Raw genomic sequence first — 20,293 nt, 5'->3', positions numbered from 1 at the left:
GAAAGGAAACTGTATGTTAAAACAATATGAAGCTCATTTTAAAGATTTGGGCTACACGGAACAAACGGCCATTCAAGCTGCGGTCTACGAACCGTTAGCCGGTGACCACAACGTCTTGGGGCTAGCCCCAACGGGTTCCGGCAAGACGGTGGCGTTTACGTTGCCCGCCTTGGCGAACCTTTTACCCGGTGATGGGACCCAACTGATCGTGTTGGAACCTTCACAGGAACTAGCGATTCAAACCAGCCGGGTCATGCGTGACTGGGCAAAATTACTGGATTTACAGGTGCTTGCCCTGACCGGTGGTGCCAACGTTAAACGGCAGACGGAACGGTTGAAGAAGCGGCCAGAAGTCATCGTGGGGACGCCCGGTCGGGTTCTGAACCTGGTAAGTGATCGGAAATTAAAGCTTCACTTGGTATCGCTACTGATCATTGATGAAGCCGACGACTTGTTAACGGGGGACACGTTGGATACGGTTCGCTCAATCGCCCAAGCCGCACCAGCAGAAGTGCAATTAGGCTTCTTCTCGGCCACCGACACGCCAATCTTACACGAGCTCGACCAGTGGTTTGGCCAAACGGTGGAACGGATCGACGTTCGCCAACAAGACCAGACACAAGGGGTCGTTCGTCATGGTTTACTTGAAGTCGGAATGGGCAAACGGGACCAAATGTTGAAGCGGATGTTGGCGATGCCTAATTTCCGGGCGTTGGTCTTCTTCAAACAAGCCAATACCTTGCGTCAAACGGCGACCCGTTTCTACCATGAACACATGTCAGCGGCCAGCTTAACCAGTGACTTGCGACAGGTGCAACGGGAAAAGGCGTTACAGGACTTCCGGTTGGGCCGTATTCGCTTGCTGTTGACCACCGATGTTGCGGCGCGGGGCTTGGACATTCCCAAGTTACCAGCCGTTATCAACTATGATTTGCCTGGCTCCGTGAACGAATATGTTCACCGGGTCGGTCGGACTGGTCGGATGGGTGAACCAGGTCAGGTCATCAGTTTGGGTGACGACCACGATTTGCGGGACCTGAAGAAATTATTAAAGGACACGGACTATGATTTAGTGCCCGTCTACTTCAGCGGCCGGACGTTGACGACAGAACGGCCAACGGCACCAGCTAAGGCGCCAGTGGCAATACAAGCGCAGAGCCAAGCTGGTGCGGCAGAAACTGCCAAGACCGACGTATCGGCAACCGCATCAGTAGCGTCACAGTCCACTGATCAACCAACGACGAAGAAGGCTGCTAAGCCAGCTAAGGCCGTTGTCAGCAATCCTAGCAAGAAAAAGAAACATAAAAATCGGCACACGAAAAACAAGGGGATGCGCAAGAAGTGGCGGGACCACGATGAGCAGAACCAGAAGTAACTCTTTACAATTTGAAAGATCCGTGTGAAAATTGGAAGCGGATCTTTTTTTATGGCCCTATAGCACAACTGGATAGGGCACTCGCCTCCTAAGCGAATGATCCCGGTTCGAGTCCGGGTGGGGCCATATTTCTTAAACTGGTGTCGTCCTAAACCGTTTCAAATCGTTGATTTGGAGCGGTTTTTGCTTTTCCTAAATAGCTAGAAAACGGTACAGATAGAGATTTTGGTGAACAATTTGGTGAACATCACCCGTTTTTAGCCCTTTTGTTCGCCAACTTGTTCACCGGACGGTCCATCTCGCTTAGAGCCACAAGGGTTTTGTCAGCCTCGACTTTTTCCATTTCTCGAATCATATGGGAATACACTCGAATAGTTGTTGAGTAATTTGCATGTCCCAGTCGTTCAGAAATATAGTAGATTGAGACACCTTTATAAATTAAATATGAAGCGTGGGTATGCCGCAATCCATGGAATGTAATATCTTTTGCACCAATTGTTTTTAGCACCCGATGAAGTGTTTGATTAGCAGCAGTATCGTCAGGGACCTTGCCGATTTGACTCAGAAAAATTAAATTGAGTGGGTTATCGATTTCAAGTTCTTCTAACTTAATTAGTTGGAGCTTGTGGTAGTTTCGTAGAATCTCACTCATATGGGGCGTGATTTTAATGACTCGCTTCGACTGTGGATTCTTGGTGTCGGTGAAGTCCTTTTTACCAAGGGTATCCCAGGCCTTATTAATTCGTAACGTGTTGAACTTCTCTGAAAAGCAGTCCCAAGTTAGGCCGGCGACTTCACTAAATCGTGCTCCAGTCTGTAAGGAGACTAGAGCCATGAGTTTGGTAAGGTGGGCAATATTGATGTCGGATTCTAGAGCTCGGGTAAGCTTGTCAGCGTCACCAGCGTCTAGGTACTTCATCTCCTTAGGTTTTTCCGGGCGGCCACTTATCTTAGTGTGAGCAGTGAAATCACGCTTGATTAGGCCATCTTCAACGGCATCGCGCACGGATGCCCGAATTTGGACGTTAACCTTTTCAGAACTACTTAAAGATCGTTGCTTCTTTTCTTTGCCGTCTACTGAGAGGGGATTGGCGTATTCGTTTAGAAATTGCTGATACTCACTTCTAGTGATTTCATCGAGCCGTTTGCCTGCAAAGTTGTTCATGATGATACCAATAGTGTACTGGTAGCGTAGTCGGCTTGATTTAGCCAGAATTGGCTTCTTATACGTTTCATACCAATTCAAAAAGTAGTCGGTGAATAGTTGCTTACCGCCCTTGAGATTACTGCCATTTGAAATGTCTAGTTCATTCTCATTGGCCCAGTACTGGGCTTCTTTCTTAGTTCGAAAGCCACCCTTTGTTACGAATTCGCGAACGTCGTCCTTATAGTAGCTAATCTTTGCGGTCCATGTTTTACCGCGCTTTTGAAAACTTGCCATTTTGATTATCTCCTTAATTTATAAATTCACCTAGGCGGGTAGATTTACGGTTAAGGTTGTGGCAACACCTCCTTTAGTTGTAGAATTGATGAAAAGGGTACAGCTATGTATTCTTAAAACAGCTTGTAGATTCGTCCACAGGCTTATATGTTTTGGCGAGCGCATCCAACTTCTTGGCGGGAGGGGATGCGCTTTTTTATTTTCTGAATTAAATATCGAGAAGCTGGGCTTTCTTTTTATCGAATTCTTCTTGGGAGATTACTTCGGTTTCGAGTAGTTCTTTGAGGCGCTTGAGTTCAGCTACTGTGGTGTCATCTAGCTCATGATGATGGGTAACAGGACTGGTAGTTTTAAAGTTCAAAAAGTCTTGGTAGTCTTTTTGAAGTGCCGAAAGACCAATAGTGATGTTGTCGTCATTACTTTTGTTGTGAAGCACAAGAGTTAAATTAGCTGGCACTTCAACAGTTTTAGTTGTCGTCTGACTTTTACTGCTTGTTTTATCCTTGCCCATACCATGGCCAGCAACCGCACCGGCAACAGTACCAACTCCCGGGGCAATGGCAGTTCCAATTACTGTGCCAGCTAATCCGTGACGTTTCTTTTTAGTTTGACCGTTACCCGTTGTCTCAGTTACTTCCTGGTATTGCGGTCCCTCAAAGGTGATATTGTTCAAGTCAAAATGTGTAGGATCGGTCAAGGTAAAGATGACCTCATCATTGTTTAGCTGAAATATTTTGCCAGTGGAAGAATGGCTAGGGTCTACTAATTCTTTCCCAGATATGAACGTAATCTTCTTTTCCTTAACCACCTCATCCTTTAGTGATTTCACAGCTTCTTGATTTGCCTTCATCGTTGCAACCGTTTCTTCACGATTAAACAACAGTCCTTGAATCTGTGGGAAGTACCAGTATGCGAATGCAGCTATGATGGCAACAATCGTAACGAGACTCGATCCGCTACCGTTAATCAGGTATGAGACGATTTGAAAAACGACATCAATAATCAAAAGAACAGCAATACTTCCTAAAATACTACCTCTTTTTTTCTTCATGGTGTAATCCTCCTGAATAGGGTTATGTATTTTGCAGCTTTTAGAGCCGTCAGCATGTTGGGCTAGAATCTACAGAGCTTTGGTCAGTTCCTCGCGACACATTTTCTCAAGATGCGAGGGGACAACAAAAATATTCATGAACTCGTTTACATTTACGTGTTCCCTATCACGGTCGGCTAAGTAATAGGGGATGAGCATTTTAATTGCAGTCCGATTAGCATTCAATTCCATCTTGTAGTCAGCTTGCAGTGGGCTGAAATATAGAGGATGGGTAGCATGATCGCCATTAATGATATGAGCAATTTCATGTGCTAAATGCAAAGGCAGTTGTTGTGGAAGATGCCAGTTAGTATTAATCAGGATGCTCCGTGTTTCAGAATCAGCCACAGAGGGTGTGTATGGTGACAGTTCAGAGGACAGTTTGACCGTTATGTGTTTCTCCCACATAGCGTAGTTTATTAGTTCTGTCATGATATTATCCATAATCACTTACCTCGCAGTAGTCGTTTTATTAGTTCTCGGTCTTCTTCGGGAATCGGTCGACCCTCAAACGTAAGGAAGGCGTCGTCATCGTTCAGGTCGACAGACTTTTTAGATTCGTTACGTTCCTCAGTGTTTCCAAGCAAGTAGTCTACAGAAACATGGAGTACATCGGCAACTTTTTGTAGATTTTCAGTACTTGGGGTCTGATTCTTCCATTTGTAAATGGCATTTTTACCTAAGTGAGCAGTATCGTTTAGCCTTAAAAGGCTGATTCCTTGTTCCTTCGCTAAAGTTTTAACTCTTTCTAACAGCGTCATATCAGTATTCTCCCTAACATGACAAATTAAATTTAGATAATTAGCTTGATTTATTTAGCCAATTGTCTTATTATGAATTCATCAAGTAATTAAGCAATCAAAAACGAATGCTTACCACGAACACTTTGGCGGGTGATGATTGATAAGATAGTTTTTAAATGCTTATTTCGTATGCACTTATTATAGACGATTGTCTAAAATAATGCAATAACTTGATGAATAAATAACGTTAAGGAAGTGAGTGAAAGTGACAGAGCAAAATTTAGTAGATGGCGTTGAAGCGATTTACACGCAAATTAAGATTGCCTTGTTTAAGAAACATATGAGTCAAGTTGAACTAGCAAGCCTTATCGGCGAAGGGCCCCAGCAATTAAGCCGAGCCATTCACGGTGACATGCAGCCAAAGTCTAAAGAGATTCGGCAAAAGATTTATCGAGTCTTAGACATCAAAGAATAGGGGGTTAGAAGATGAATGATTTAGTAATTATGAAAAATCAGCAAGCAGTCACTAGTAGCCTACAAGTAGCAAAGACGTTTGGTAAGAACCATCAGCACGTTTTACGTGACATTGATTTATTAATTTCAAAATCAGAGGGGGTGTCCAATTCTGGACAGACCCTCATGGACTCACCAATGTTTTCCCATTCAATGTATGTTCATCCACAAAATGAACAGAAGTACCCAGTCGTTTACATGAATCGCGATGGCTTCACACTGTTAGCAATGGGGTTCACCGGATCGAAAGCATTGGAGTTCAAACTTAAATATATTCAAGCATTCAATGAAATGGAGAAGCAAGTCAACCGGTTCGAGGTTCCAACAACCTTACCTGAGGCTTTACGAATGGCAGCTGATCAAGCAGAGCAAATCACCATCATGAAGCCTAAAGCAGACTATACCGACCAGATGCTTGCTAATCCGGGGTTGGAAGCAACTTCAGTTATTGCTAAGAACTACGGCTACTCAACGCGAGAATTCAATAAGCTACTCCACGGACTGGGTATCCAGTATAAGCAAGGTAAGACGTGGCTACTGTACGCGACATACCAAGACAAGGGGTATACCCACATCGAACCATTTCCGTACAAGGATAGTCACGGGTTAGAACAAGTCAGAAACACGATGAAGTGGACACAGGCTGGGCAGAGATTCTTGTACGACTTTCTTAAGTCAAAGGGTATCGTTCCCAAAGTCGAGCAAATCACTCAGGAGGCATAGTCATGGTAATACTAATGAGATTCGCCTTGGTCATGCTCATCGGCTGGCTAGTCGGTCACTATGGCAACGAACTTTTCGACTAGGAGGTGTTGAACTATGAATGACTTAGTCCAAGGGCTAGCCGCTCTATTCAAACAGGCTTACCTGAAAGGTGTTGAAGACGGTCGGAAGGAAGTAACTGTCAGCACGAAACTTCTTGATCGCAAGGATTTGTACCCGGAGTTTGGCATCAAGCCAGATACGGCCGACAAATACTATCTGTACCAGCCGGATTTTCCATTCGTGCAGCAGGGCAACAACCGAAAGTATTATGCACCAGCAGTACATCAATGGTTTCTTGACCATCAGCAAACAAGCAACTAATACCTAGGCGGGTAGTGATGGTTAAGAAAGATTGGAGGCTACGCATTGGAAGCAGTACTAATTTTTGTAGCAGTGTTCGGACTAGGCGGCTTGCTGAGAGTCGGATATGAAAGGTGGCGAAAATAATGGAGCCTAAGCTTAAGTTTACAATTAGAAACTTGGATGAGTTGAAAAAGCTGCTCATTCTTGCTGAAGAGCAAACAAAGCAGCTAGATGAAACCATTAATAAGATCAAAGAGTTTGAACCAGTTATCAAATCCTAACTTGTTGGTGATGAAAGGTGGCGAAAACAATGGATTTTGAATTACAGCACATTGTTAGAGACTACTTGGTTTCGTTGATTAAGACCGAAAATAAAAGCCCCGAGATGGCTGCAACCATCACGAAGCTTTATGAATTGTTACGTTAGAGTTCAAAAAAACGGAAGGGGCTAATCACTTGATAGAATATCTAGCATTGATTGTGTCAATAATTTCTCTGGTTGTAGCAATTCTGGTTTTTCAAGAAAACAATCACTAGGTAAGAATTTGAATTCAGCACTTTTCATAAAATCTTTCCGGAACAACTTCATTACTGGCCACAGCAATCTACGTTTTGCATACTTCCAGTGGATAGATAAAGGTGAAACGCTGTTCAGTTTGTTCCAGTCAGATACCTGAAAGAAGACCTTGACATCAATTACGCCATACGCTGGTACGACAAAATCTGCATTTTCATACAAAGGTAGAGACAGTAATTTTGATTGTTCAAGGTCATTCTTGCTCAAAGCAAGATATAGTTTATCTTTTTGAGCATTTCCAGCATTGGAGGTTAGCAGTGGAGAAAAAAGTGCTGAAGAAAATTTCTGATTAACACCTAGGTCATATATATTAATTGCCTTCGAGGATGGGTTAACAACTTTAAGCTGGACAAGTATTCCTGAATCGAAGAAAAAGAAAGAATCACCGCTATTGATGCGAGATGCTCTGTACGAAAATAATCCATGTTTTGGAACTTTATCAATGTGGGTGCTTAGAACGATTGGAACGGGACTGTCTCTGAGATATGAAAGAATTGCAATTGTTGCTGCAATTGTTGCAATTATCAGGCTGAGTAAACTGATTTTCATGCTACTAATCACTCCATACTATGTTTACGAGAAGTATATCACAAGAGAAATGAGGAAAATTAATATCACAATTTTAACGAAACATTTGTGGATAATTGCACTCCAAGCGTTCAATCCACAGACGAAGAAAAAGCCCGTTAGCGTTGCACCGCTAGCGAGCCTGAGAAAAACATTTATTTATCACTATCGTAATCGAAAGCGAGGTATTTTTCAATGAAGAAAAGTGAATACTGGTACCAGAAATTCTTAAGAACCCCAGTCGGGTATGAGAACTTAGCCGCTTACCGGTTTCAGCAATACGAAAAGTATTCGAAGGAGGAACATGTATGGCTAACGAACTAGCAATCGTTGAACCGGTAATTGACGTAAAGCCAATGCCAATCACAATCAACAACTTAGATCAGGTCCAACAGGCGGTTACGGCAATTGTCTCCAAGTACAACCAAGATTTTGTGGTTACTGTGGACAACGTCAAAGACGTTAAAAACATGCGGGCCGAACTGAACAAAGTGTCTAAGGCGATTGATGAAAAGCGTTTAACTATCAAGCGGCAGTACGCGGAACCGGTCAAGACGTTTGATGCTCAAATGAATTTGTTCAAGGAGCAGATTGATTCAGTAATCTCACCACTCGATACAAAGATTCGTGAAGTCGTTGCCCAAGAGCGGGCGGCTAAGCAAGAACGGGTTGAAGGGTTGATTGCTGAAATGGCTCCCAACTATGGTGTGGAAGCTGAGTCGGTTGATATCGAACCATCATGGCTAAATAAGTCAGCTACCAAGAAGCAGATTGTGGAAGGCATTGCCGGCACCATGACGCTGATGAAAAAACATGCTGACCAACTAGCAGCCGACTGCTCAACCATCACCAAGTATGCCGAAATTCAGAAAGTTGACCCGGCAGGTTGGGTTGACCAAGTGAAACAGGGACAAGACGTTGAATACCTGATGAGAGCTATCGACAACCAAGTAGAGCGGCAAGCCGAGAAGCAACGTAAGCTGGAAGCCAAGGCCGCTGAGGAACGCACCCACCAGCAAGCTAAGGGGGACACGGTAGTTGATACCAACACTGGCGAAGTGGTCTCACGAGCCGTTGTGCTGAAGATTACAGCTACCATTCCACAGATGAAGTTGCTCAAGAGTTATATGGATTCTGAGAGTATCAAGTATGAACGGGAGGGATAGCCGTGGAAATCCAACACGCAACTGATATTAAACGCGGTGAAGATTTCTCAGTGCTGATTTATGCGCAACCTGGTGTGGGTAAGACTTCCACACTACGTTATCTCCCCGGTCGAACACTAGTCATTGATGTTGATCGAACGACCAATGTTTTAGCAGGGGTACCCAATGTTGATGTGGTTAAGCTGGACACGAAGCACCCGCTAGAAGGGGCCCGCAGTTTGCTTGGCGAAATCTATAAGACGCAGCTCAGCAATTACGATAACATCGCGTTCGACAATATCAGCGAGTTTGAGCAAGCATGGCTAGGCGAAAAAGCCAATGAAGCTAAAACCAAGTCGGGTGCCGATATGGGTATCCCCCAAATGAATGACTACAATCAGTTTGGCTTCTATCTACCTGATATGATTCGGTTCATCAATTCATGGCCGGGAGTCAACAAGGTCTATACGGCTTGGGAAACTACCCGACAAATTGATACGCCGACCGGTCAGACTTACAACCAGTTCGTGCCGCAAATGCGGGAGAAGTTAGTGACTAACGTGATGGGATTGATGAATGTAGTTGGTCGCATGGTTATTTCTGATAAGACGGGTGCCCGGGGATTTATTCTCAAACCGTCAAACGCCGCCTTCGCTAAGAATCAGTTAGACGACCGGCAGTTTGCACTACCTGAGACACTCTTTACTGAGATTGGTGGTGATGTGAATGTATCAACTCCATCCGTACCAGACAAAGCTAGTCAATCAGGCACGACAGGCACTAGCAAAGGGCAATAAATAAGTGTTACTGCAAAGTCCGGCCGGGTCCGGTAAATCGGTTATCATTGCAGAAATAGCGCGGCTAACGGTAAGTAAGGGCGGTTCAGTGATGTTTATGGTCCACCGTAAGGAACTAGTTGAGCAGATAACTAATTCGTTCCGAGAGAATGAGGTTGATCTCACTCGATGCACGATTCTGACGGTTGGTAAAATTGCTAACCGATTAAGGATTCTCCCACGGCCGGCGCTGATAATCACTGATGAATCGCATCATTCTCTAGCTAAGACCTACCGAAAGATTTATGACTACTATGCGGGGGTGCCACGACTAGGCTTTACTGCAACGCCGTGGCGTCTAAACGGTAAAGGCTTGCATGATGTTTACGATGATATGGTTCTAGGCCCGTCAATTGATTGGCTGATTGAGAATCACTATCTGGCCCCCTACAAGTACTTCTCGGTGAAGCTGGTCAATGATGAAAAGTTGAAGAAGTCGAGTACCGGTGACTACACCAACAAGTCGATTGATGATGCGGTGGGCCGGACTATCTTTGGGGATGTTGTTAAGACCTATCAGGAGAAGGCAGCGGGCCAGCAGGCTATCGTTTACGCTCACTCGGTAGAGTTTTCCAAGGAAGTGGCGGAAGCCTTTAGAAGGGCTGGTATTGGTGCTGAACATGCCGATGCTAAAACACCCGCAGCAGAGCGAGAGAAAATTATGGCTGATTTTAAGTCTGGTGAGCTCAAGGTTCTCTGCAATGTAGACCTGATCAGTGAAGGCTTCAACGTTCCTGACTGTTCGGTGGTTATCATGCTCCGACCAACCGAGTCACTGGTGCTCTATATTCAGCAGTCGATGCGGTCAATGCGCTACCGACCGAACAAGACGGCGACCATCATTGATCACGTTGCAAATTACTCGCGGTTCGGGCTACCAGATGATGATCACACTTGGACGCTTGACGACCGAAAGAAACGTAAAAGCAAGACGAGTGATGCCCCACCAATCAGAACCTGTGAGTTCTGTTACGCGGTGATTCCAGCTTCGTCCACAGTCTGTCCGGTGTGTGGAAAAGCTATCCAGCGGACGGAAACAGAGATGGAGGTTGACCATGAAGTGAAGCTTGAACAGATTCATGGTCGGCTCGATATGAAGGCCGAGTACAATTCGGTCCGGTATGGTCGAATGAAGCCCAGTGAGGCGCAGACCATGGAAGACTTGCGGGGAATTGCGAAAGCCCGGGGTTATAAGCCAGGCTGGGCATGGTTCCAAGCTAAGCAAAGAGGATTAATTAAAAACTAGGAGGATACACGATGCAGAAAAACACAATTGCCCACTTAAGAATCGATGTTGTGGGCGTTGCAATGCTGCTACTGGCTTCAAAGATTGAACGACTCAATGTTGGCCAAGTGATGACGGAGAGAGATGTTTCGAAGCTAAATGAATCACTTCAACTTTTAGAGAATGCACTTAAGGAGGAAAAATAATATGGCAGATTTTATGAACACGGATTACTCAAATAACACGGGTGGCGACTATGATGCACTTCCCGCAGGCAACTACGAAATGATCATCAACAATGCGAAGGAAGACGCCACTAAGAACGGGGCGGAAACTTTGCAGATTGATTTGCTAGTGCGGAATGACTTGGACAAAGTGCCAGATTTGGCTGAAACCAATGCCAAGTTTCACAACCGTCACATCTTCGTGGATAACTGGAAGCGTAAGGCAACCAACCAGTACGACCTAGATGGATTCCAGTACATTCTGCAAGCGGCGGGAGTGCCGGAAAATACGCCACTACACACGGTAGATGACTTTATCAAGCTCATCAGCGGTGCAGCAGTGCGAGTGTTCGTCAAACAAGAAGATAACACGTACAACGGCACCACGACCACGGTCAATCGGGTCGCTCCATGGAACTTTGAGGTTACGCAATTCCCTCAAGTACAGCATACGTACAAGGATAAGAAGAGTGGACCTACAGCAGGAAAACCAACGCCACCACCCGCTACGAATACTAGTGACCCATTCGCTAATACTGGCGATTCGATTGATATTCCTGACGACGATTTGCCCTTCTAAGGAGGAGTGCTGATGTATGAACGAATTCCCGAGGAACTCAAGTCCCTAAAAAGGTGGGGGCTTTACAAACTCAAATGGCAACCAGAGAAGAACAAGTATGCCAAGTACCCTAAGAATCCATACAACGGTGGGGATGGGAAGTCCAACGACCCGTCTACATGGTCGGATTTCGATACAGCGTTGCAAGCAATGGGTGACTACGGCATGGACGGATTGGGATTTTACTTCCAGCCTCCCTATGTGGGAATCGATGTTGATCACTTGGAACAAGACCTAGAGCGTTGGCAACGTGGCGAGACGGATGATAACGAGGTTCAGCACTTCCTAACTATCACCAAGTCTTACGCCGAAACTAGCGTATCTGGGACTGGCATCCACATCATCATTAAGGGCGAGATTCCTGGTGACCGGCGGCGGTCAGGAAATGTAGAAATGTACACTTCTGGCAGGTTCTTTGCCATGACGGGTAACCAGATTGGACCACATGACGGTATCAACCAGCCAGAACCCAAGCTGATTAAGCTACTGTATGACCGGTACCTAAAGCCCACTAATGTGGTAGCAATGCCGAACAACCAGCTTCCACAAATGAATGACCTGTCTGAAACGGAAGTCATCGCACGAGCCGAGGCGTCCCAAACAGGTCAGCGATTCAAACTTTTCATGGAAGGTGGCTGGGAGCAATTCTATACGTCACAATCCGAAGCAGACCTAGCGTTTGCTAACGACCTAGCCTTTTGGACAGGCCGGGACTTCGCGAAGATGGATAGTATTTTCCGGCAGTCTAGCCTACTCCGAGACAAGTGGGATGAGAAGCATGGTAAGACGACCTATGGGGTTGCCACTCTGAACAAGGCGATTAACGAAACGCGAGACGTTTTCAATCGTGGTAAGGCACCACTCAAATATGATTTTGAATTTGCTAACCAGGCAGAAATGAAGAAGGATGCACCGCCCCGTAGCTGGGACGACACGGGGAATGCAGATCGCTTTATGGACCGATATGGCGAACTCATCAAGTATTCCTTCACAGATAAGACGTGGGTAGTCTACAACGGGAGTTACTGGGCAACCGATGAGACTGGGCAAGTCCACAGCTTGGTGGACAGGGTAGTTGATGACCTTAAGCACGAAAATTTAGTTGTACCACCTGACAGTGGATTAACTGAGAAAGATGCGGAGAAGAAGTTTCAAACGCACATCAAGAAGTCTCGTTCTAATGCGGGTAAGAAAGCCATGATGGAAGAGCTGAAGCACCGGGTTCCTGTTCTCCACGGTGAGTTTGATAGTGACAAGACGCTTCTCAACGTAGCCAATGGTTATGTGGACCTATCAAGTGGGATTTTGAAGGATCACGATATCAAGAAGCTATTCTCACGACAGGCGGCGGTAGAGTATACCGATACGATTGACGCACCGGAGTGGACACAATTTCTTGACCAGATTTTCGACAGTGATTCGGAGCTGATTGACTATGTGCAGAAGGCGGTAGGCTACTCGCTTACTGGTTCCACAAAAGAGCAAGTCATGTTCATTCTTTATGGGAACGGCCGTAACGGTAAGTCAATTTTTATTGATACCATTGCAGATACACTGGGCAACTACGCCCGGTCGATGCAGGCCGATTCAATCATGGTCAAGAATAATAGTTCCGCTGCTAACTCTGACATTGCCCGACTTGAAGGAGCCCGGCTAGTCACATCTAGTGAACCTAATGATGGGTTGCGATTGGATGAAGGGTTAGTGAAGCAACTGACTGGTGGTGACACCGTGACGGCCCGTTACCTTTACGGGAAAGAATTTGAGTTCAAGCCAGAGTTCAAACTATGGCTGGCGACCAACCACAAGCCAATCATTCGGGGAACTGATGATGGTATCTGGCGGCGACTCATGCTGGTGCCATTCGCAGTTAAGATTCCGGACAACCGAGTGGACAAAGATCTCAAGTACAAGTTACAGCGCGAAGAGGTCGGCATTCTTAACTGGGCTGTCGAAGGTGCGCTTAAGTGGCAACGCGAGGGATTGAAACCGCCAGAGAGTGTGGTTCAGGCTAGCCAAAGTTACCGAAACGAAATGGATGTAACGACCGAGTTCATGGAAGAATGCTGTGTGGTTGGTAAAGGAGAGATGGCGCGGGCTTCCGAGCTGTATCGACGCTATAAATCTTGGGCTGATGATAATTCTCAGTACTTGATGAATTCGACTAAGTTTGGCAAGGAGATGGCTGACAAATATACCAAGAAACGTGATTCACAGGGCGTTTACTACGTCGGAGTTAGCTTAAAAGCTTTCATAAAACCGTTTGATATAGTAACTAGCCATCCCCGAAAACGATGAATGTAGGGTATGTAGGGTTGTGTAGCCATGTGTAGGCACTCGAACCCCTTGTCCCCGTTGAGCTGTGTATAGTTATGTATACTTTCTTCTATATATCATTAATTAATAATAATAAACGTATATAAAAGAAAAGGATAAAAGTGACTACATTCGCTACATTGCCTACATAGTCCATGTGTACCAAGGGATACAGGCTGTGTAGGCACTAAATTAGCCCTGCATTCGGCTACACGAAATGGAGGTAATCCTATCGAAAGTGAGGAAAAGTGGAGACCGATTGACGGTTTTCCAGATTATGAAGTTAGCAACAAAGGAAGTGTTCGAAGTAAGGGGATGTATCGGCCGTCTAAGAATGGATCATTTTCTTTTCATCGAGGAACGGTACTGCACCCGGCCACATTGAGGACAGGGTACCAAAATGTACTTCTTTACGGCCATGGAAAACGCAAAAACAAGACGGTGCATAGGCTTGTTGCAGAAGCATTTATTCCAAATCCTGAAAATAAAATACAAGTGAATCATTTGAATGGTGACAAAACCGACAATCGGGTGGTTAATTTGGAATGGGCAACACGCTCTGAAAATATTGTTCATGCTGTTAAAAATCACTTAACTTCTAAACCCAAGACTATACTGAAATTTACGCTTGATGGTGAATTCGTGAGTAGCTACTACTCGTTACGAGAAGCGGCTAGAAGTATGGGAGGACAATCTTCCGGTATTTGTGATGCTGCTAAAGGCAAGAAACGTGGTCATCGGTATAAGGGCTTTGTCTGGAGGTATGAACATGGAGAGTGAACATTCCTTGCAGAATAGAATCATGTTGGCACTATCGCAGAACGGCTTTACCGTTTTTCGCAGCAATGCTGGCCGAGTTCGGACTGAGTCAGGAGCGATGATCATGTTATTTCCCAGAGGGTTCCCAGACCTCTGTGGGTTCCGTCATTCGGATGGTCGATTCTTCTGCCTAGAGATTAAAAACGAAAAGGGGCGGTTGCGCCCAGATCAGAAGCTATTTGCACAATTTATTAAACCTTTTCCGGTATTGTACGGAGTGGCTAGGAGTGTGGATGATGCCCTGACAATCGTTGGAGGTGATTGACATGTCACTGAACGCAGAACTATTGGCCCACATCCAGGCAGCTGAGGACGAGTACGGCCATGTAAGCAATTGGCCGGATTCGGTGTTGAAAAAGGCTCGTAAGCTGGCTGACCGCTACGGAAACGAGGCGGGGTTCAAGCTGGAGGAACTTGCGGACGTTCGTAACCTGGCGGAACGGGGATTCTTTGTCACACACATCGGGATCAAGTTACACCACAGCAGAGGTTGGGTGTTGAACCGTATGCCAGAAGACTTCGAGTACACTGCTACTGAGGAAGACCAGCGATTGCTGGAAATCTATCAGGACAAGAGCGTGAGAGAAGTTGGCAGGCTGCTGCACCGCGATTTGAGCTGGGTGCGGGAAATGAGACGTAAGTACGGGTGGACGCAGGAACAGTTAGCTCAGGAGGATGAATAAAATGGCAAAAAAATATTTGTTGATTAACGAATTTAAATTGAAAAAAGTAACCGTGCCGGTCACGAAGGCTATTGTTATTGAGCAATCCAGTGTGGATGGAGCAATTGCTAGTTTAGCTTATGAATTGACCACCAGTGATTCACTTTTAGCGCAGGAGGTTCGGAGTGGTGACGCGACCAGTGAAGTGACGGCAGCTTATGAGCTAGCATCTGATCGTAATCTTTTGGAGGAGGTGCAATGATGGAAAGCTTAAAGGAAGCACCACAGCAGTGGGATAAGCACCCCTGCCCCTACTGTGGGGGCAAAGTTGTGTACGCCAGTAACGCTAATATTTACGGGGGCCGGGAGTTCGGTAATGGTCGCTGCTACTTCTGCCTCAATTGTCAGGCAAGTGTGGGAGTTTACAGCGATGGGGCCGCCAAGCATCCAACGCGTATGCCGCTAGGGATTTTAGCGACGCCGGAGATGAAGGAGTTGAAAATGCTATGTCATTCTCGGTTCGATAAAGTCTGGCGGTCACACTGGCTATCACGGAGTCGCTGCTACAAGCGGATGGCCCACCTTATAGGCATTGACTTAGATTGCTGCCACTTCGGGTATTTCAACGAGACTGACCTAATGCGGGCACTAGCGATTATGGAAACTAATGACTGGTGGGATAAGGACCGTGAAGATTAAATCAAGGAATGGAGCTGGTAAGCATGAATAACCAAGGCATCCAAAAGTACTATAAATTATGTGGTAATCAGAAGATTGAAATTGTCTTAGACAAGAGCGGAATACACCCAAAAGGGGCACAGAATATTGCGGCCCCGGTGATGATTGGATATTACTTGATAGACTACTTTAGAACTAATCCATCTGGGATTGGAGCAGAGTCGATGATTGGGGTACTTATCCGAGTTCTTGCAGGATTTAATTTAGAGGTGAAGTGATGATTGTCTACAATCACTTGTACGCCGGGTCCGGCCGCCGGGTTCAGGCGCTCGATGAACTGCCATTCTTAGTTTCTAAGCTGTGCGCAGAGATTGGTGATCCTATCCGAGATATTCGGAAGATAGAGCATGGTTTCAGCCACCGGCTCTCGAAGGAGTACCCAACGTATGAGTTTGAAGCAATTCACGAAAAGAAACTCATTGATGGTCGGCTATTCCGTGAGCATGTGGTATTTGAAGTGATTAGTGATGAACGTTGAAAACGTATTACAAACCATGATTGAAAAGGGGCAGGAAAGTGATTCCAGAAACTGGGAAAATATTTACGCTAAAGGCTGACAACTCGATTTTTATCATGGTGGATGACAGGTCCTCAACAAAAAAGGTGACACCACTGGTCTTTATGAGGCCCGAGGGATTCTGGATGAATCTGACGCCAAGAGGAAAGTCTAACTTCTGGCATCGTCAGCTGAGTAAGGGATTCGAGTATCTAAGTGTGGAGCAGCTAGCTAAGCGAGCTGCAGACGAACATTGGGCAGACAATTTGGGCAATTTACTGGAGGAGTTCTAATGAGCAAACAGCGAAAACATACGAAAAAATCAACTTTACGCAAGAAAAAGCGGCGTATGGCGGAACACGCACGGGAACACGCGAAAGGGGAGCGGACTAATGTACAGTTACAGTAGTCGGCCAAGCTGGATTATGACTGAGGACAACAATGGCAATCGAGTGTGGGTAAACCTAAGTAAAATCAGTTACGCAGTCGAAAACAATACTGGTTGGACGATGCTTCTTATCGGTGATATCAAACTACTGGTCAATATTAGTTTTGACAAGTTCGGCAAAGTTTTAGTAGGGGGGGCAGACAAGTGAAATACGCTGAGTTTAAAGAAATTGCGTTGTCAGAAGGTTTTGAGCCACACGTTGCGCCGGCAGAAATTGTAATGTTTGAAGACATGGGGCGCTGGGTAGTTACCATCAGCAAGGATAAGTGCAGTTACTGTGTCCGCTCATTTTACTGGAAGCAAGTATCACCCGAGTTTGCGGCGACCATAGCGGAGTTTGCTGGAACAAACTGGATTGACCGTGAGATGCCAGATGAGGAGGAGGGGGAACCTGAATGACACAGTACGAACAGGTAGCGTTAACTGAACCTAAAGTGATTGAGAGCACGCTAGGCATCGCGGACAACCACGATGGCACTTACACAGTGACAGCGGCCAAGCAATTTACACGGAAAAATGATCAGGTTCTTTCGATGAAGTTCACGAAGAATGGACTAGTAGTACTGACCGGTTACCTGAGAATGATTACGGAGACAGAATAATTAGCAGAAATTCTTATTTTATGTAGGAGGAAAAATCATGAAAAAGTATTTGGTGATTAACGAGTTTACACGGCCTGACGTAGCAGACAAGGCCTTTACGAAAACAATGGTAGTCGATGCTGATGACGCCAATGGGGCTTTGCTACAGGTGGCCCATGATGCCCTGTTCAATAAGAACGGTGACAAGTGGGACATGGCAGCTAACGATGGCAGACTGGATCAGTCTACCGTTGGAATTTACGAACTAGTATCGGGCGAGAATGAACTGCCTGCAATGGTTGAATAAAATTTCTGATTTACCTAGGAGGGAAGCTAATGACAACCGAAGAATTCACTAAAGCCATGAGAGCGTTTGGCTATGAGGTGGTACCGTCGGGCAATGACCTATTGTTTGAGAAACGTGATTGTTGTCCGGCACCGTATGGCTTCGTTGACACACGTTCAGTCAATGGGTTCGAGGTGCGAGAAGTTCCTAGTCAGGTTTTGCAAGTAATCTTAAAGTATGCCGGTACTGCTATTGCAAAACGAAGTCATATTTAAAGGAGGTACTAACAATGGGTGATTTAATTAAAGAAATTCAACTGTGGTCAACCGAACGCGGTCTGAATAAACAAGCACCAGCCAAGCAGCTACTCAAACTAGTTGAAGAGGTTGGCGAGCTGTCAGCGGCCTACAACAAACGGCATACTTTGGACGAAATCGACAGTGTAGGTGACATTCTGGTGGTGCTGACTATCTACTGCCAGCAACGCGGATTATCCATTGAAGACTGCTTAGAAGCTGCCTACGAAGAGATTAGCGAGCGTAAGGGAAAGATGATTGACGGGGTGTTTGTAAAAAATGCAGATTTGGGGAAATGAAACTAAGTGTATTCGGTGTGGCACAGATATTGCAGAAGAAGCCACTCCCAAGAATGACTTTCACTACAAGTTGATGTCGGTACGGGAAAAAGGAACTGACGACTATCAAGCTGTGGAAGAAACATCAGCTCACCTGTGTCGGAAATGTTCTTATGAGTGCCTAGCGTGGCTAAATAAGGGGGTAGAACGATGACTAATGATCAGATTACGTTTCGTAAGTATCTGCTACACATTTTCGTTGACCAGCGTCACGATATCATTAGCTCGCTAGTTTGGATTAGCAACCACTACTATCGGCTACCGTATCATTTTCAGTCGGCTTATCGGGCGTTGAGTGTCGATGAACGTAATGCAGTGATCAGGGAGGTGCTAATGAATGGCGATTGATTTGTCGGACGAAACTATTGGGAAGATTGTGGATGGACTGATTACACGGGGGCACAAGTTCTCTAAGGTTGAGTCTGAGGAAGAGCTGCGGAATACGAAGTCATTATTGTCGCACTACCAGCTTTTAGAGAATCATCTGACGGTAGAGCTACCGGAAGTGGACGAAGACGTGCCATTATCACAGTATGAGCGGAGTCTTTACTCTTTGCTTGGGTATCGGGTACGGTCTAAAGAGATGATGGAGTTCGTCAATAACATTCTTACACGGTATCAGGAAATCTGTACGGCGGGGACGTTTGAAGACCAGCGCCGGTATGACGTGATTAAGAAGCTGTATCTAATTGATGGTAAGCAGACACGGTTACAGCTTGCGGACTTTTACCGAGTTGATGAGAAGACCATTCGGCGGGACGAGCGTAAGGCTATTGATGATCTGTCGATTATGATTTTTGGCATCGATGCGTTTAATGATATGTCCAAAACGCGCCGAACAGGTGTCCAGAAAAGTCCGAACTAAAGAGTTACTATGTTAGTGTGAGATAAATTAAAAAAACGATAATGCGTATCGCGGTGGCGGAATAGGTAGACGCGGCCGATTATGGAACTGAAACATATTTTCAGCACTTTCGTATGTTGTAATTTCTATAGACGGTTTGCAGCTGTAGGGTGCAAATCCTTACCCGCGATGTTGCTGTGATTGATAACCACGGCAAAAGATGATACTAAGTTGAGAAGGCCTAGATGCGTAGGCTAGAAATACCACGACGGTGAGAATTAAGGCTTGGTATTACCCACGTGGCTGTAGTAGGTATGTGGAAGGTTCGAATCCTTCCAGCCATATTATGTTCAGTATTCAAGACTGAACGTTACAATAATTGAGATACATCTCCTTCAGACTGACCCTAGCAGTAATGCTGGGGTTTTGTTATGCTTATATTCAGTATAAACATGCAAGGGGGATAACGTATAGTGTCTTGGAAAACCTTTATTCAACCGGCGGTCGTTTCGATCATTGTTTCTGCAATTACAACTTGTTTTGTTGCTCCGTGGGCAGCTTCAAAGTTTAGTAGGAAAAACACTAAGGATCTTGAGAAGAAAAAAGCACTTATTGATACAATTGGCCAATTGATTGGCATAATGGAAAAGATTAATGCTTATTTATTTAGGTTCGAAGGATATGCTATGAGTACGATTCGTGTGAAAGGTTATCGTGAACCAATGATAGACGCTGAATTTGTGGAGCGATTTGGGGAATCCGTATCAGAACTAACTATCCTAGTTTCTAATGCTTCTCTATTTTGGAAAGAACATGAGGATTATTTTGAAAATATTGGCGACGAAAAAATTATTAAAGAAGTTAACAGATACTTAAAACTTGTGAGAGAGATAAGGAGAGACGTCCATACCGGGGTTGACGATGTTGCTGGGAAAAAGAAAGAAAAAGTTCTTTACCCGGAGATTCCGCCCGATATTTTCTTGTTTGAACCATCTGTCTTATTGGGTAAACTCAGATGGAGACTGATTGATAAATATTAAAAAGGA

32 protein-coding genes, 1 tRNA gene and 1 pseudogene are annotated in these 20,293 nt (G+C 45.3%); 29 read left to right on the top strand and 5 right to left on the bottom strand.

Annotation, left to right across the window (positions count from 1 at the left end; genetic code table 11):
- Positions 1–13 precede the first annotated feature (13 nt).
- The gene (locus JUF10_RS02755) at positions 14–1,375 is read left to right on the top strand and encodes a DEAD/DEAH box helicase (protein ID WP_203640724.1); all 1,362 of its coding nucleotides are present in this window, start codon (positions 14–16) and stop codon (positions 1,373–1,375) included.
- Between the two features lie 53 nt (positions 1,376–1,428).
- Positions 1,429–1,501 (top strand) — tRNA-Arg (locus JUF10_RS02750).
- Positions 1,502–1,622: 121 nt separating this feature from the next.
- Here JUF10_RS02750 and JUF10_RS02745 read toward each other — a convergent pair.
- The 4 genes from JUF10_RS02745 to JUF10_RS02730 form a co-directional block, all read right to left on the bottom strand.
- Entirely contained in the window at positions 1,623–2,816 is a 1,194-nt protein-coding gene (locus JUF10_RS02745) for a site-specific integrase (RefSeq protein ID WP_203640723.1), read from the bottom strand.
- A 208-nt stretch (positions 2,817–3,024) separates the two neighbouring features.
- A complete protein-coding gene (locus JUF10_RS02740; RefSeq protein WP_203640722.1) occupies positions 3,025–3,867 on the bottom strand; it encodes an SHOCT domain-containing protein in 843 nt (280 codons plus the stop codon).
- 69 nt (positions 3,868–3,936) lie between these two features.
- The gene (locus JUF10_RS02735) at positions 3,937–4,350 is read right to left on the bottom strand and encodes an ImmA/IrrE family metallo-endopeptidase (protein ID WP_203640721.1); all 414 of its coding nucleotides are present in this window, start codon (positions 4,348–4,350) and stop codon (positions 3,937–3,939) included.
- Between the two features lie 2 nt (positions 4,351–4,352).
- Positions 4,353–4,667: a helix-turn-helix domain-containing protein gene (locus JUF10_RS02730; RefSeq protein ID WP_203640720.1), complete on the bottom strand. Its 315-nt coding sequence runs from the start codon at positions 4,665–4,667 to the stop codon at positions 4,353–4,355.
- 247 nt (positions 4,668–4,914) lie between these two features.
- Here JUF10_RS02730 and JUF10_RS02725 point away from each other — a divergent pair, with 247 nt between their 5' ends.
- From JUF10_RS02725 to JUF10_RS02705, 4 genes are all read left to right on the top strand, one after another.
- Entirely contained in the window at positions 4,915–5,124 is a 210-nt protein-coding gene (locus JUF10_RS02725; RefSeq protein ID WP_203640719.1) for a helix-turn-helix domain-containing protein, read from the top strand.
- 11 nt (positions 5,125–5,135) lie between these two features.
- Positions 5,136–5,885: a Rha family transcriptional regulator gene (locus tag JUF10_RS14060; RefSeq protein ID WP_236008142.1), complete on the top strand. Its 750-nt coding sequence runs from the start codon at positions 5,136–5,138 to the stop codon at positions 5,883–5,885.
- A gap of 96 nt (positions 5,886–5,981) precedes the next feature.
- Positions 5,982–6,248 (top strand): hypothetical protein, encoded by a 267-nt coding sequence (locus tag JUF10_RS02710; RefSeq protein ID WP_203640718.1) that lies wholly within the window; start codon positions 5,982–5,984, stop codon positions 6,246–6,248.
- Between the two features lie 125 nt (positions 6,249–6,373).
- Positions 6,374–6,511 (top strand): hypothetical protein, encoded by a 138-nt coding sequence (locus JUF10_RS02705; protein ID WP_203640717.1) that lies wholly within the window; start codon positions 6,374–6,376, stop codon positions 6,509–6,511.
- Between the two features lie 167 nt (positions 6,512–6,678).
- Here JUF10_RS02705 and JUF10_RS02700 read toward each other — a convergent pair whose 3' ends face one another.
- Positions 6,679–7,356: a hypothetical protein gene (locus JUF10_RS02700; RefSeq protein ID WP_203640716.1), complete on the bottom strand. Its 678-nt coding sequence runs from the start codon at positions 7,354–7,356 to the stop codon at positions 6,679–6,681.
- 213 nt (positions 7,357–7,569) lie between these two features.
- Between JUF10_RS02700 and JUF10_RS14185 the strand changes: the two genes are divergently transcribed.
- The 23 genes and pseudogenes from JUF10_RS14185 (at position 7,570) to JUF10_RS02590 (ending at position 20,287) form a co-directional block, all read left to right on the top strand.
- Positions 7,570–7,698, top strand: coding sequence for a hypothetical protein (locus tag JUF10_RS14185; RefSeq protein WP_258115617.1), 129 nt, complete (start codon positions 7,570–7,572; stop codon positions 7,696–7,698).
- Positions 7,683–8,540, top strand: coding sequence for a DUF1351 domain-containing protein (locus JUF10_RS02695; RefSeq protein WP_203640715.1), 858 nt, complete (start codon positions 7,683–7,685; stop codon positions 8,538–8,540). The genes JUF10_RS14185 and JUF10_RS02695 overlap by 16 nt, the downstream gene beginning before the upstream one ends.
- A 2-nt stretch (positions 8,541–8,542) precedes the next feature.
- A complete protein-coding gene (locus JUF10_RS02690) occupies positions 8,543–9,316 on the top strand; it encodes an AAA family ATPase (protein ID WP_203640714.1) in 774 nt (257 codons plus the stop codon).
- Positions 9,246–10,601: pseudogene (locus JUF10_RS02685) on the top strand (DEAD/DEAH box helicase). The gene JUF10_RS02690 and the pseudogene JUF10_RS02685 overlap by 71 nt, the downstream one beginning before the upstream one ends.
- 11 nt (positions 10,602–10,612) lie before the next feature.
- On the top strand, positions 10,613–10,786 hold the full coding sequence (locus JUF10_RS02680; protein WP_203640713.1) for a hypothetical protein: 174 nt from the start codon (positions 10,613–10,615) through the stop codon (positions 10,784–10,786).
- A 1-nt stretch (position 10,787) separates the two neighbouring features.
- Positions 10,788–11,384 (top strand): DUF669 domain-containing protein, encoded by a 597-nt coding sequence (locus JUF10_RS02675; protein WP_203640712.1) that lies wholly within the window; start codon positions 10,788–10,790, stop codon positions 11,382–11,384.
- A 12-nt stretch (positions 11,385–11,396) separates the two neighbouring features.
- The gene (locus JUF10_RS02670; RefSeq protein WP_203640711.1) at positions 11,397–13,721 is read left to right on the top strand and encodes a phage/plasmid primase, P4 family; all 2,325 of its coding nucleotides are present in this window, start codon (positions 11,397–11,399) and stop codon (positions 13,719–13,721) included.
- Between the two features lie 216 nt (positions 13,722–13,937).
- A complete protein-coding gene (locus JUF10_RS02665) occupies positions 13,938–14,519 on the top strand; it encodes an NUMOD4 motif-containing HNH endonuclease (RefSeq protein WP_308440208.1) in 582 nt (193 codons plus the stop codon).
- Positions 14,449–14,823, top strand: a complete 375-nt coding sequence (locus JUF10_RS02660; RefSeq protein ID WP_308440207.1) for a VRR-NUC domain-containing protein — start codon at positions 14,449–14,451, stop codon at positions 14,821–14,823. Before JUF10_RS02665 ends, JUF10_RS02660 begins: the two co-directional genes overlap by 71 nt.
- Before the next feature lies 1 nt (position 14,824).
- A complete protein-coding gene (locus JUF10_RS02655; RefSeq protein ID WP_203640708.1) occupies positions 14,825–15,241 on the top strand; it encodes a hypothetical protein in 417 nt (138 codons plus the stop codon).
- A gap of 1 nt (position 15,242) precedes the next feature.
- Complete coding sequence (locus JUF10_RS02650; RefSeq protein WP_203640707.1) at positions 15,243–15,482, top strand: hypothetical protein; 240 nt, start codon at positions 15,243–15,245, stop codon at positions 15,480–15,482.
- Positions 15,482–15,919, top strand: a complete 438-nt coding sequence (locus JUF10_RS02645; RefSeq protein WP_203640706.1) for a zinc-finger-containing protein — start codon at positions 15,482–15,484, stop codon at positions 15,917–15,919. The genes JUF10_RS02650 and JUF10_RS02645 overlap by 1 nt, the downstream gene beginning before the upstream one ends.
- A gap of 23 nt (positions 15,920–15,942) precedes the next feature.
- On the top strand, positions 15,943–16,176 hold the full coding sequence (locus tag JUF10_RS02640) for a hypothetical protein (RefSeq protein ID WP_203640705.1): 234 nt from the start codon (positions 15,943–15,945) through the stop codon (positions 16,174–16,176).
- A complete protein-coding gene (locus JUF10_RS02635; protein WP_203640704.1) occupies positions 16,176–16,436 on the top strand; it encodes a hypothetical protein in 261 nt (86 codons plus the stop codon). Before JUF10_RS02640 ends, JUF10_RS02635 begins: the two co-directional genes overlap by 1 nt.
- A gap of 38 nt (positions 16,437–16,474) precedes the next feature.
- On the top strand, positions 16,475–16,747 hold the full coding sequence (locus JUF10_RS02630) for a hypothetical protein (protein ID WP_203640703.1): 273 nt from the start codon (positions 16,475–16,477) through the stop codon (positions 16,745–16,747).
- A 299-nt stretch (positions 16,748–17,046) separates the two neighbouring features.
- The gene (locus tag JUF10_RS02625) at positions 17,047–17,301 is read left to right on the top strand and encodes a hypothetical protein (RefSeq protein ID WP_203640702.1); all 255 of its coding nucleotides are present in this window, start codon (positions 17,047–17,049) and stop codon (positions 17,299–17,301) included.
- Complete coding sequence (locus JUF10_RS02620; protein WP_203640701.1) at positions 17,298–17,504, top strand: hypothetical protein; 207 nt, start codon at positions 17,298–17,300, stop codon at positions 17,502–17,504. Before JUF10_RS02625 ends, JUF10_RS02620 begins: the two co-directional genes overlap by 4 nt.
- A 37-nt stretch (positions 17,505–17,541) precedes the next feature.
- Positions 17,542–17,790, top strand: a complete 249-nt coding sequence (locus JUF10_RS02615; protein WP_125686005.1) for a hypothetical protein — start codon at positions 17,542–17,544, stop codon at positions 17,788–17,790.
- 29 nt (positions 17,791–17,819) lie between these two features.
- The gene (locus JUF10_RS02610; protein ID WP_125686003.1) at positions 17,820–18,044 is read left to right on the top strand and encodes a hypothetical protein; all 225 of its coding nucleotides are present in this window, start codon (positions 17,820–17,822) and stop codon (positions 18,042–18,044) included.
- 14 nt (positions 18,045–18,058) lie between these two features.
- On the top strand, positions 18,059–18,364 hold the full coding sequence (locus tag JUF10_RS02605; RefSeq protein ID WP_203640700.1) for a MazG-like family protein: 306 nt from the start codon (positions 18,059–18,061) through the stop codon (positions 18,362–18,364).
- 189 nt (positions 18,365–18,553) lie between these two features.
- Complete coding sequence (locus JUF10_RS02600) at positions 18,554–18,751, top strand: hypothetical protein (protein ID WP_203640699.1); 198 nt, start codon at positions 18,554–18,556, stop codon at positions 18,749–18,751.
- Entirely contained in the window at positions 18,741–19,268 is a 528-nt protein-coding gene (locus tag JUF10_RS02595; RefSeq protein WP_203640698.1) for a hypothetical protein, read from the top strand. Before JUF10_RS02600 ends, JUF10_RS02595 begins: the two co-directional genes overlap by 11 nt.
- A gap of 452 nt (positions 19,269–19,720) precedes the next feature.
- The gene (locus JUF10_RS02590) at positions 19,721–20,287 is read left to right on the top strand and encodes a hypothetical protein (protein ID WP_203640697.1); all 567 of its coding nucleotides are present in this window, start codon (positions 19,721–19,723) and stop codon (positions 20,285–20,287) included.
- The last annotated feature ends 6 nt before the right edge of the window (positions 20,288–20,293 follow it).

Source organism: Levilactobacillus andaensis (assembly GCF_016861695.1).
Taxonomy (GTDB): Bacteria; Bacillota; Bacilli; order Lactobacillales; family Lactobacillaceae; genus Levilactobacillus; species Levilactobacillus andaensis.
Note: the sequence above shows the minus strand (reverse complement) of the source record. Positions and strands in the feature narration are given on the sequence as shown.

Bases quoted from the DNA above. Each gene is read 5' to 3' on its own strand.
- JUF10_RS02755 (WP_203640724.1), top strand. From the start codon at position 14: ATGTTAAAACAATATGAAGCTCATTTTAAAGATTTGGGCTACACGGAA.
- JUF10_RS14185 (WP_258115617.1), top strand. From the start codon at position 7,570: ATGAAGAAAAGTGAATACTGGTACCAGAAATTCTTAAGAACCCCAGTC.
- JUF10_RS02605 (WP_203640700.1), top strand. From the start codon at position 18,059: ATGGGTGATTTAATTAAAGAAATTCAACTGTGGTCAACCGAACGCGGT.
- JUF10_RS02635 (WP_203640704.1), top strand. From the start codon at position 16,176: ATGATTGTCTACAATCACTTGTACGCCGGGTCCGGCCGCCGGGTTCAG.
- JUF10_RS02740 (WP_203640722.1), bottom strand. From the start codon at position 3,867: ATGAAGAAAAAAAGAGGTAGTATTTTAGGAAGTATTGCTGTTCTTTTG.
- JUF10_RS02660 (WP_308440207.1), top strand. From the start codon at position 14,449: ATGCTGCTAAAGGCAAGAAACGTGGTCATCGGTATAAGGGCTTTGTCT.
- JUF10_RS02700 (WP_203640716.1), bottom strand. From the start codon at position 7,356: ATGAAAATCAGTTTACTCAGCCTGATAATTGCAACAATTGCAGCAACA.
- JUF10_RS02600 (WP_203640699.1), top strand. From the start codon at position 18,554: ATGACTAATGATCAGATTACGTTTCGTAAGTATCTGCTACACATTTTC.
- JUF10_RS02710 (WP_203640718.1), top strand. From the start codon at position 5,982: ATGAATGACTTAGTCCAAGGGCTAGCCGCTCTATTCAAACAGGCTTAC.
- JUF10_RS02645 (WP_203640706.1), top strand. From the start codon at position 15,482: ATGGAAAGCTTAAAGGAAGCACCACAGCAGTGGGATAAGCACCCCTGC.
- JUF10_RS02705 (WP_203640717.1), top strand. From the start codon at position 6,374: ATGGAGCCTAAGCTTAAGTTTACAATTAGAAACTTGGATGAGTTGAAA.
- JUF10_RS02640 (WP_203640705.1), top strand. From the start codon at position 15,943: ATGAATAACCAAGGCATCCAAAAGTACTATAAATTATGTGGTAATCAG.
- JUF10_RS02675 (WP_203640712.1), top strand. From the start codon at position 10,788: ATGGCAGATTTTATGAACACGGATTACTCAAATAACACGGGTGGCGAC.
- JUF10_RS02655 (WP_203640708.1), top strand. From the start codon at position 14,825: ATGTCACTGAACGCAGAACTATTGGCCCACATCCAGGCAGCTGAGGAC.
- JUF10_RS02610 (WP_125686003.1), top strand. From the start codon at position 17,820: ATGACAACCGAAGAATTCACTAAAGCCATGAGAGCGTTTGGCTATGAG.
- JUF10_RS02680 (WP_203640713.1), top strand. From the start codon at position 10,613: ATGCAGAAAAACACAATTGCCCACTTAAGAATCGATGTTGTGGGCGTT.
- JUF10_RS02615 (WP_125686005.1), top strand. From the start codon at position 17,542: ATGAAAAAGTATTTGGTGATTAACGAGTTTACACGGCCTGACGTAGCA.
- JUF10_RS02620 (WP_203640701.1), top strand. From the start codon at position 17,298: ATGACACAGTACGAACAGGTAGCGTTAACTGAACCTAAAGTGATTGAG.
- JUF10_RS02730 (WP_203640720.1), bottom strand. From the start codon at position 4,667: ATGACGCTGTTAGAAAGAGTTAAAACTTTAGCGAAGGAACAAGGAATC.
- JUF10_RS02670 (WP_203640711.1), top strand. From the start codon at position 11,397: ATGTATGAACGAATTCCCGAGGAACTCAAGTCCCTAAAAAGGTGGGGG.
- JUF10_RS02595 (WP_203640698.1), top strand. From the start codon at position 18,741: ATGGCGATTGATTTGTCGGACGAAACTATTGGGAAGATTGTGGATGGA.
- JUF10_RS02650 (WP_203640707.1), top strand. From the start codon at position 15,243: ATGGCAAAAAAATATTTGTTGATTAACGAATTTAAATTGAAAAAAGTA.
- JUF10_RS02695 (WP_203640715.1), top strand. From the start codon at position 7,683: ATGGCTAACGAACTAGCAATCGTTGAACCGGTAATTGACGTAAAGCCA.
- JUF10_RS14060 (WP_236008142.1), top strand. From the start codon at position 5,136: ATGAATGATTTAGTAATTATGAAAAATCAGCAAGCAGTCACTAGTAGC.
- JUF10_RS02735 (WP_203640721.1), bottom strand. From the start codon at position 4,350: ATGGATAATATCATGACAGAACTAATAAACTACGCTATGTGGGAGAAA.
- JUF10_RS02745 (WP_203640723.1), bottom strand. From the start codon at position 2,816: ATGGCAAGTTTTCAAAAGCGCGGTAAAACATGGACCGCAAAGATTAGC.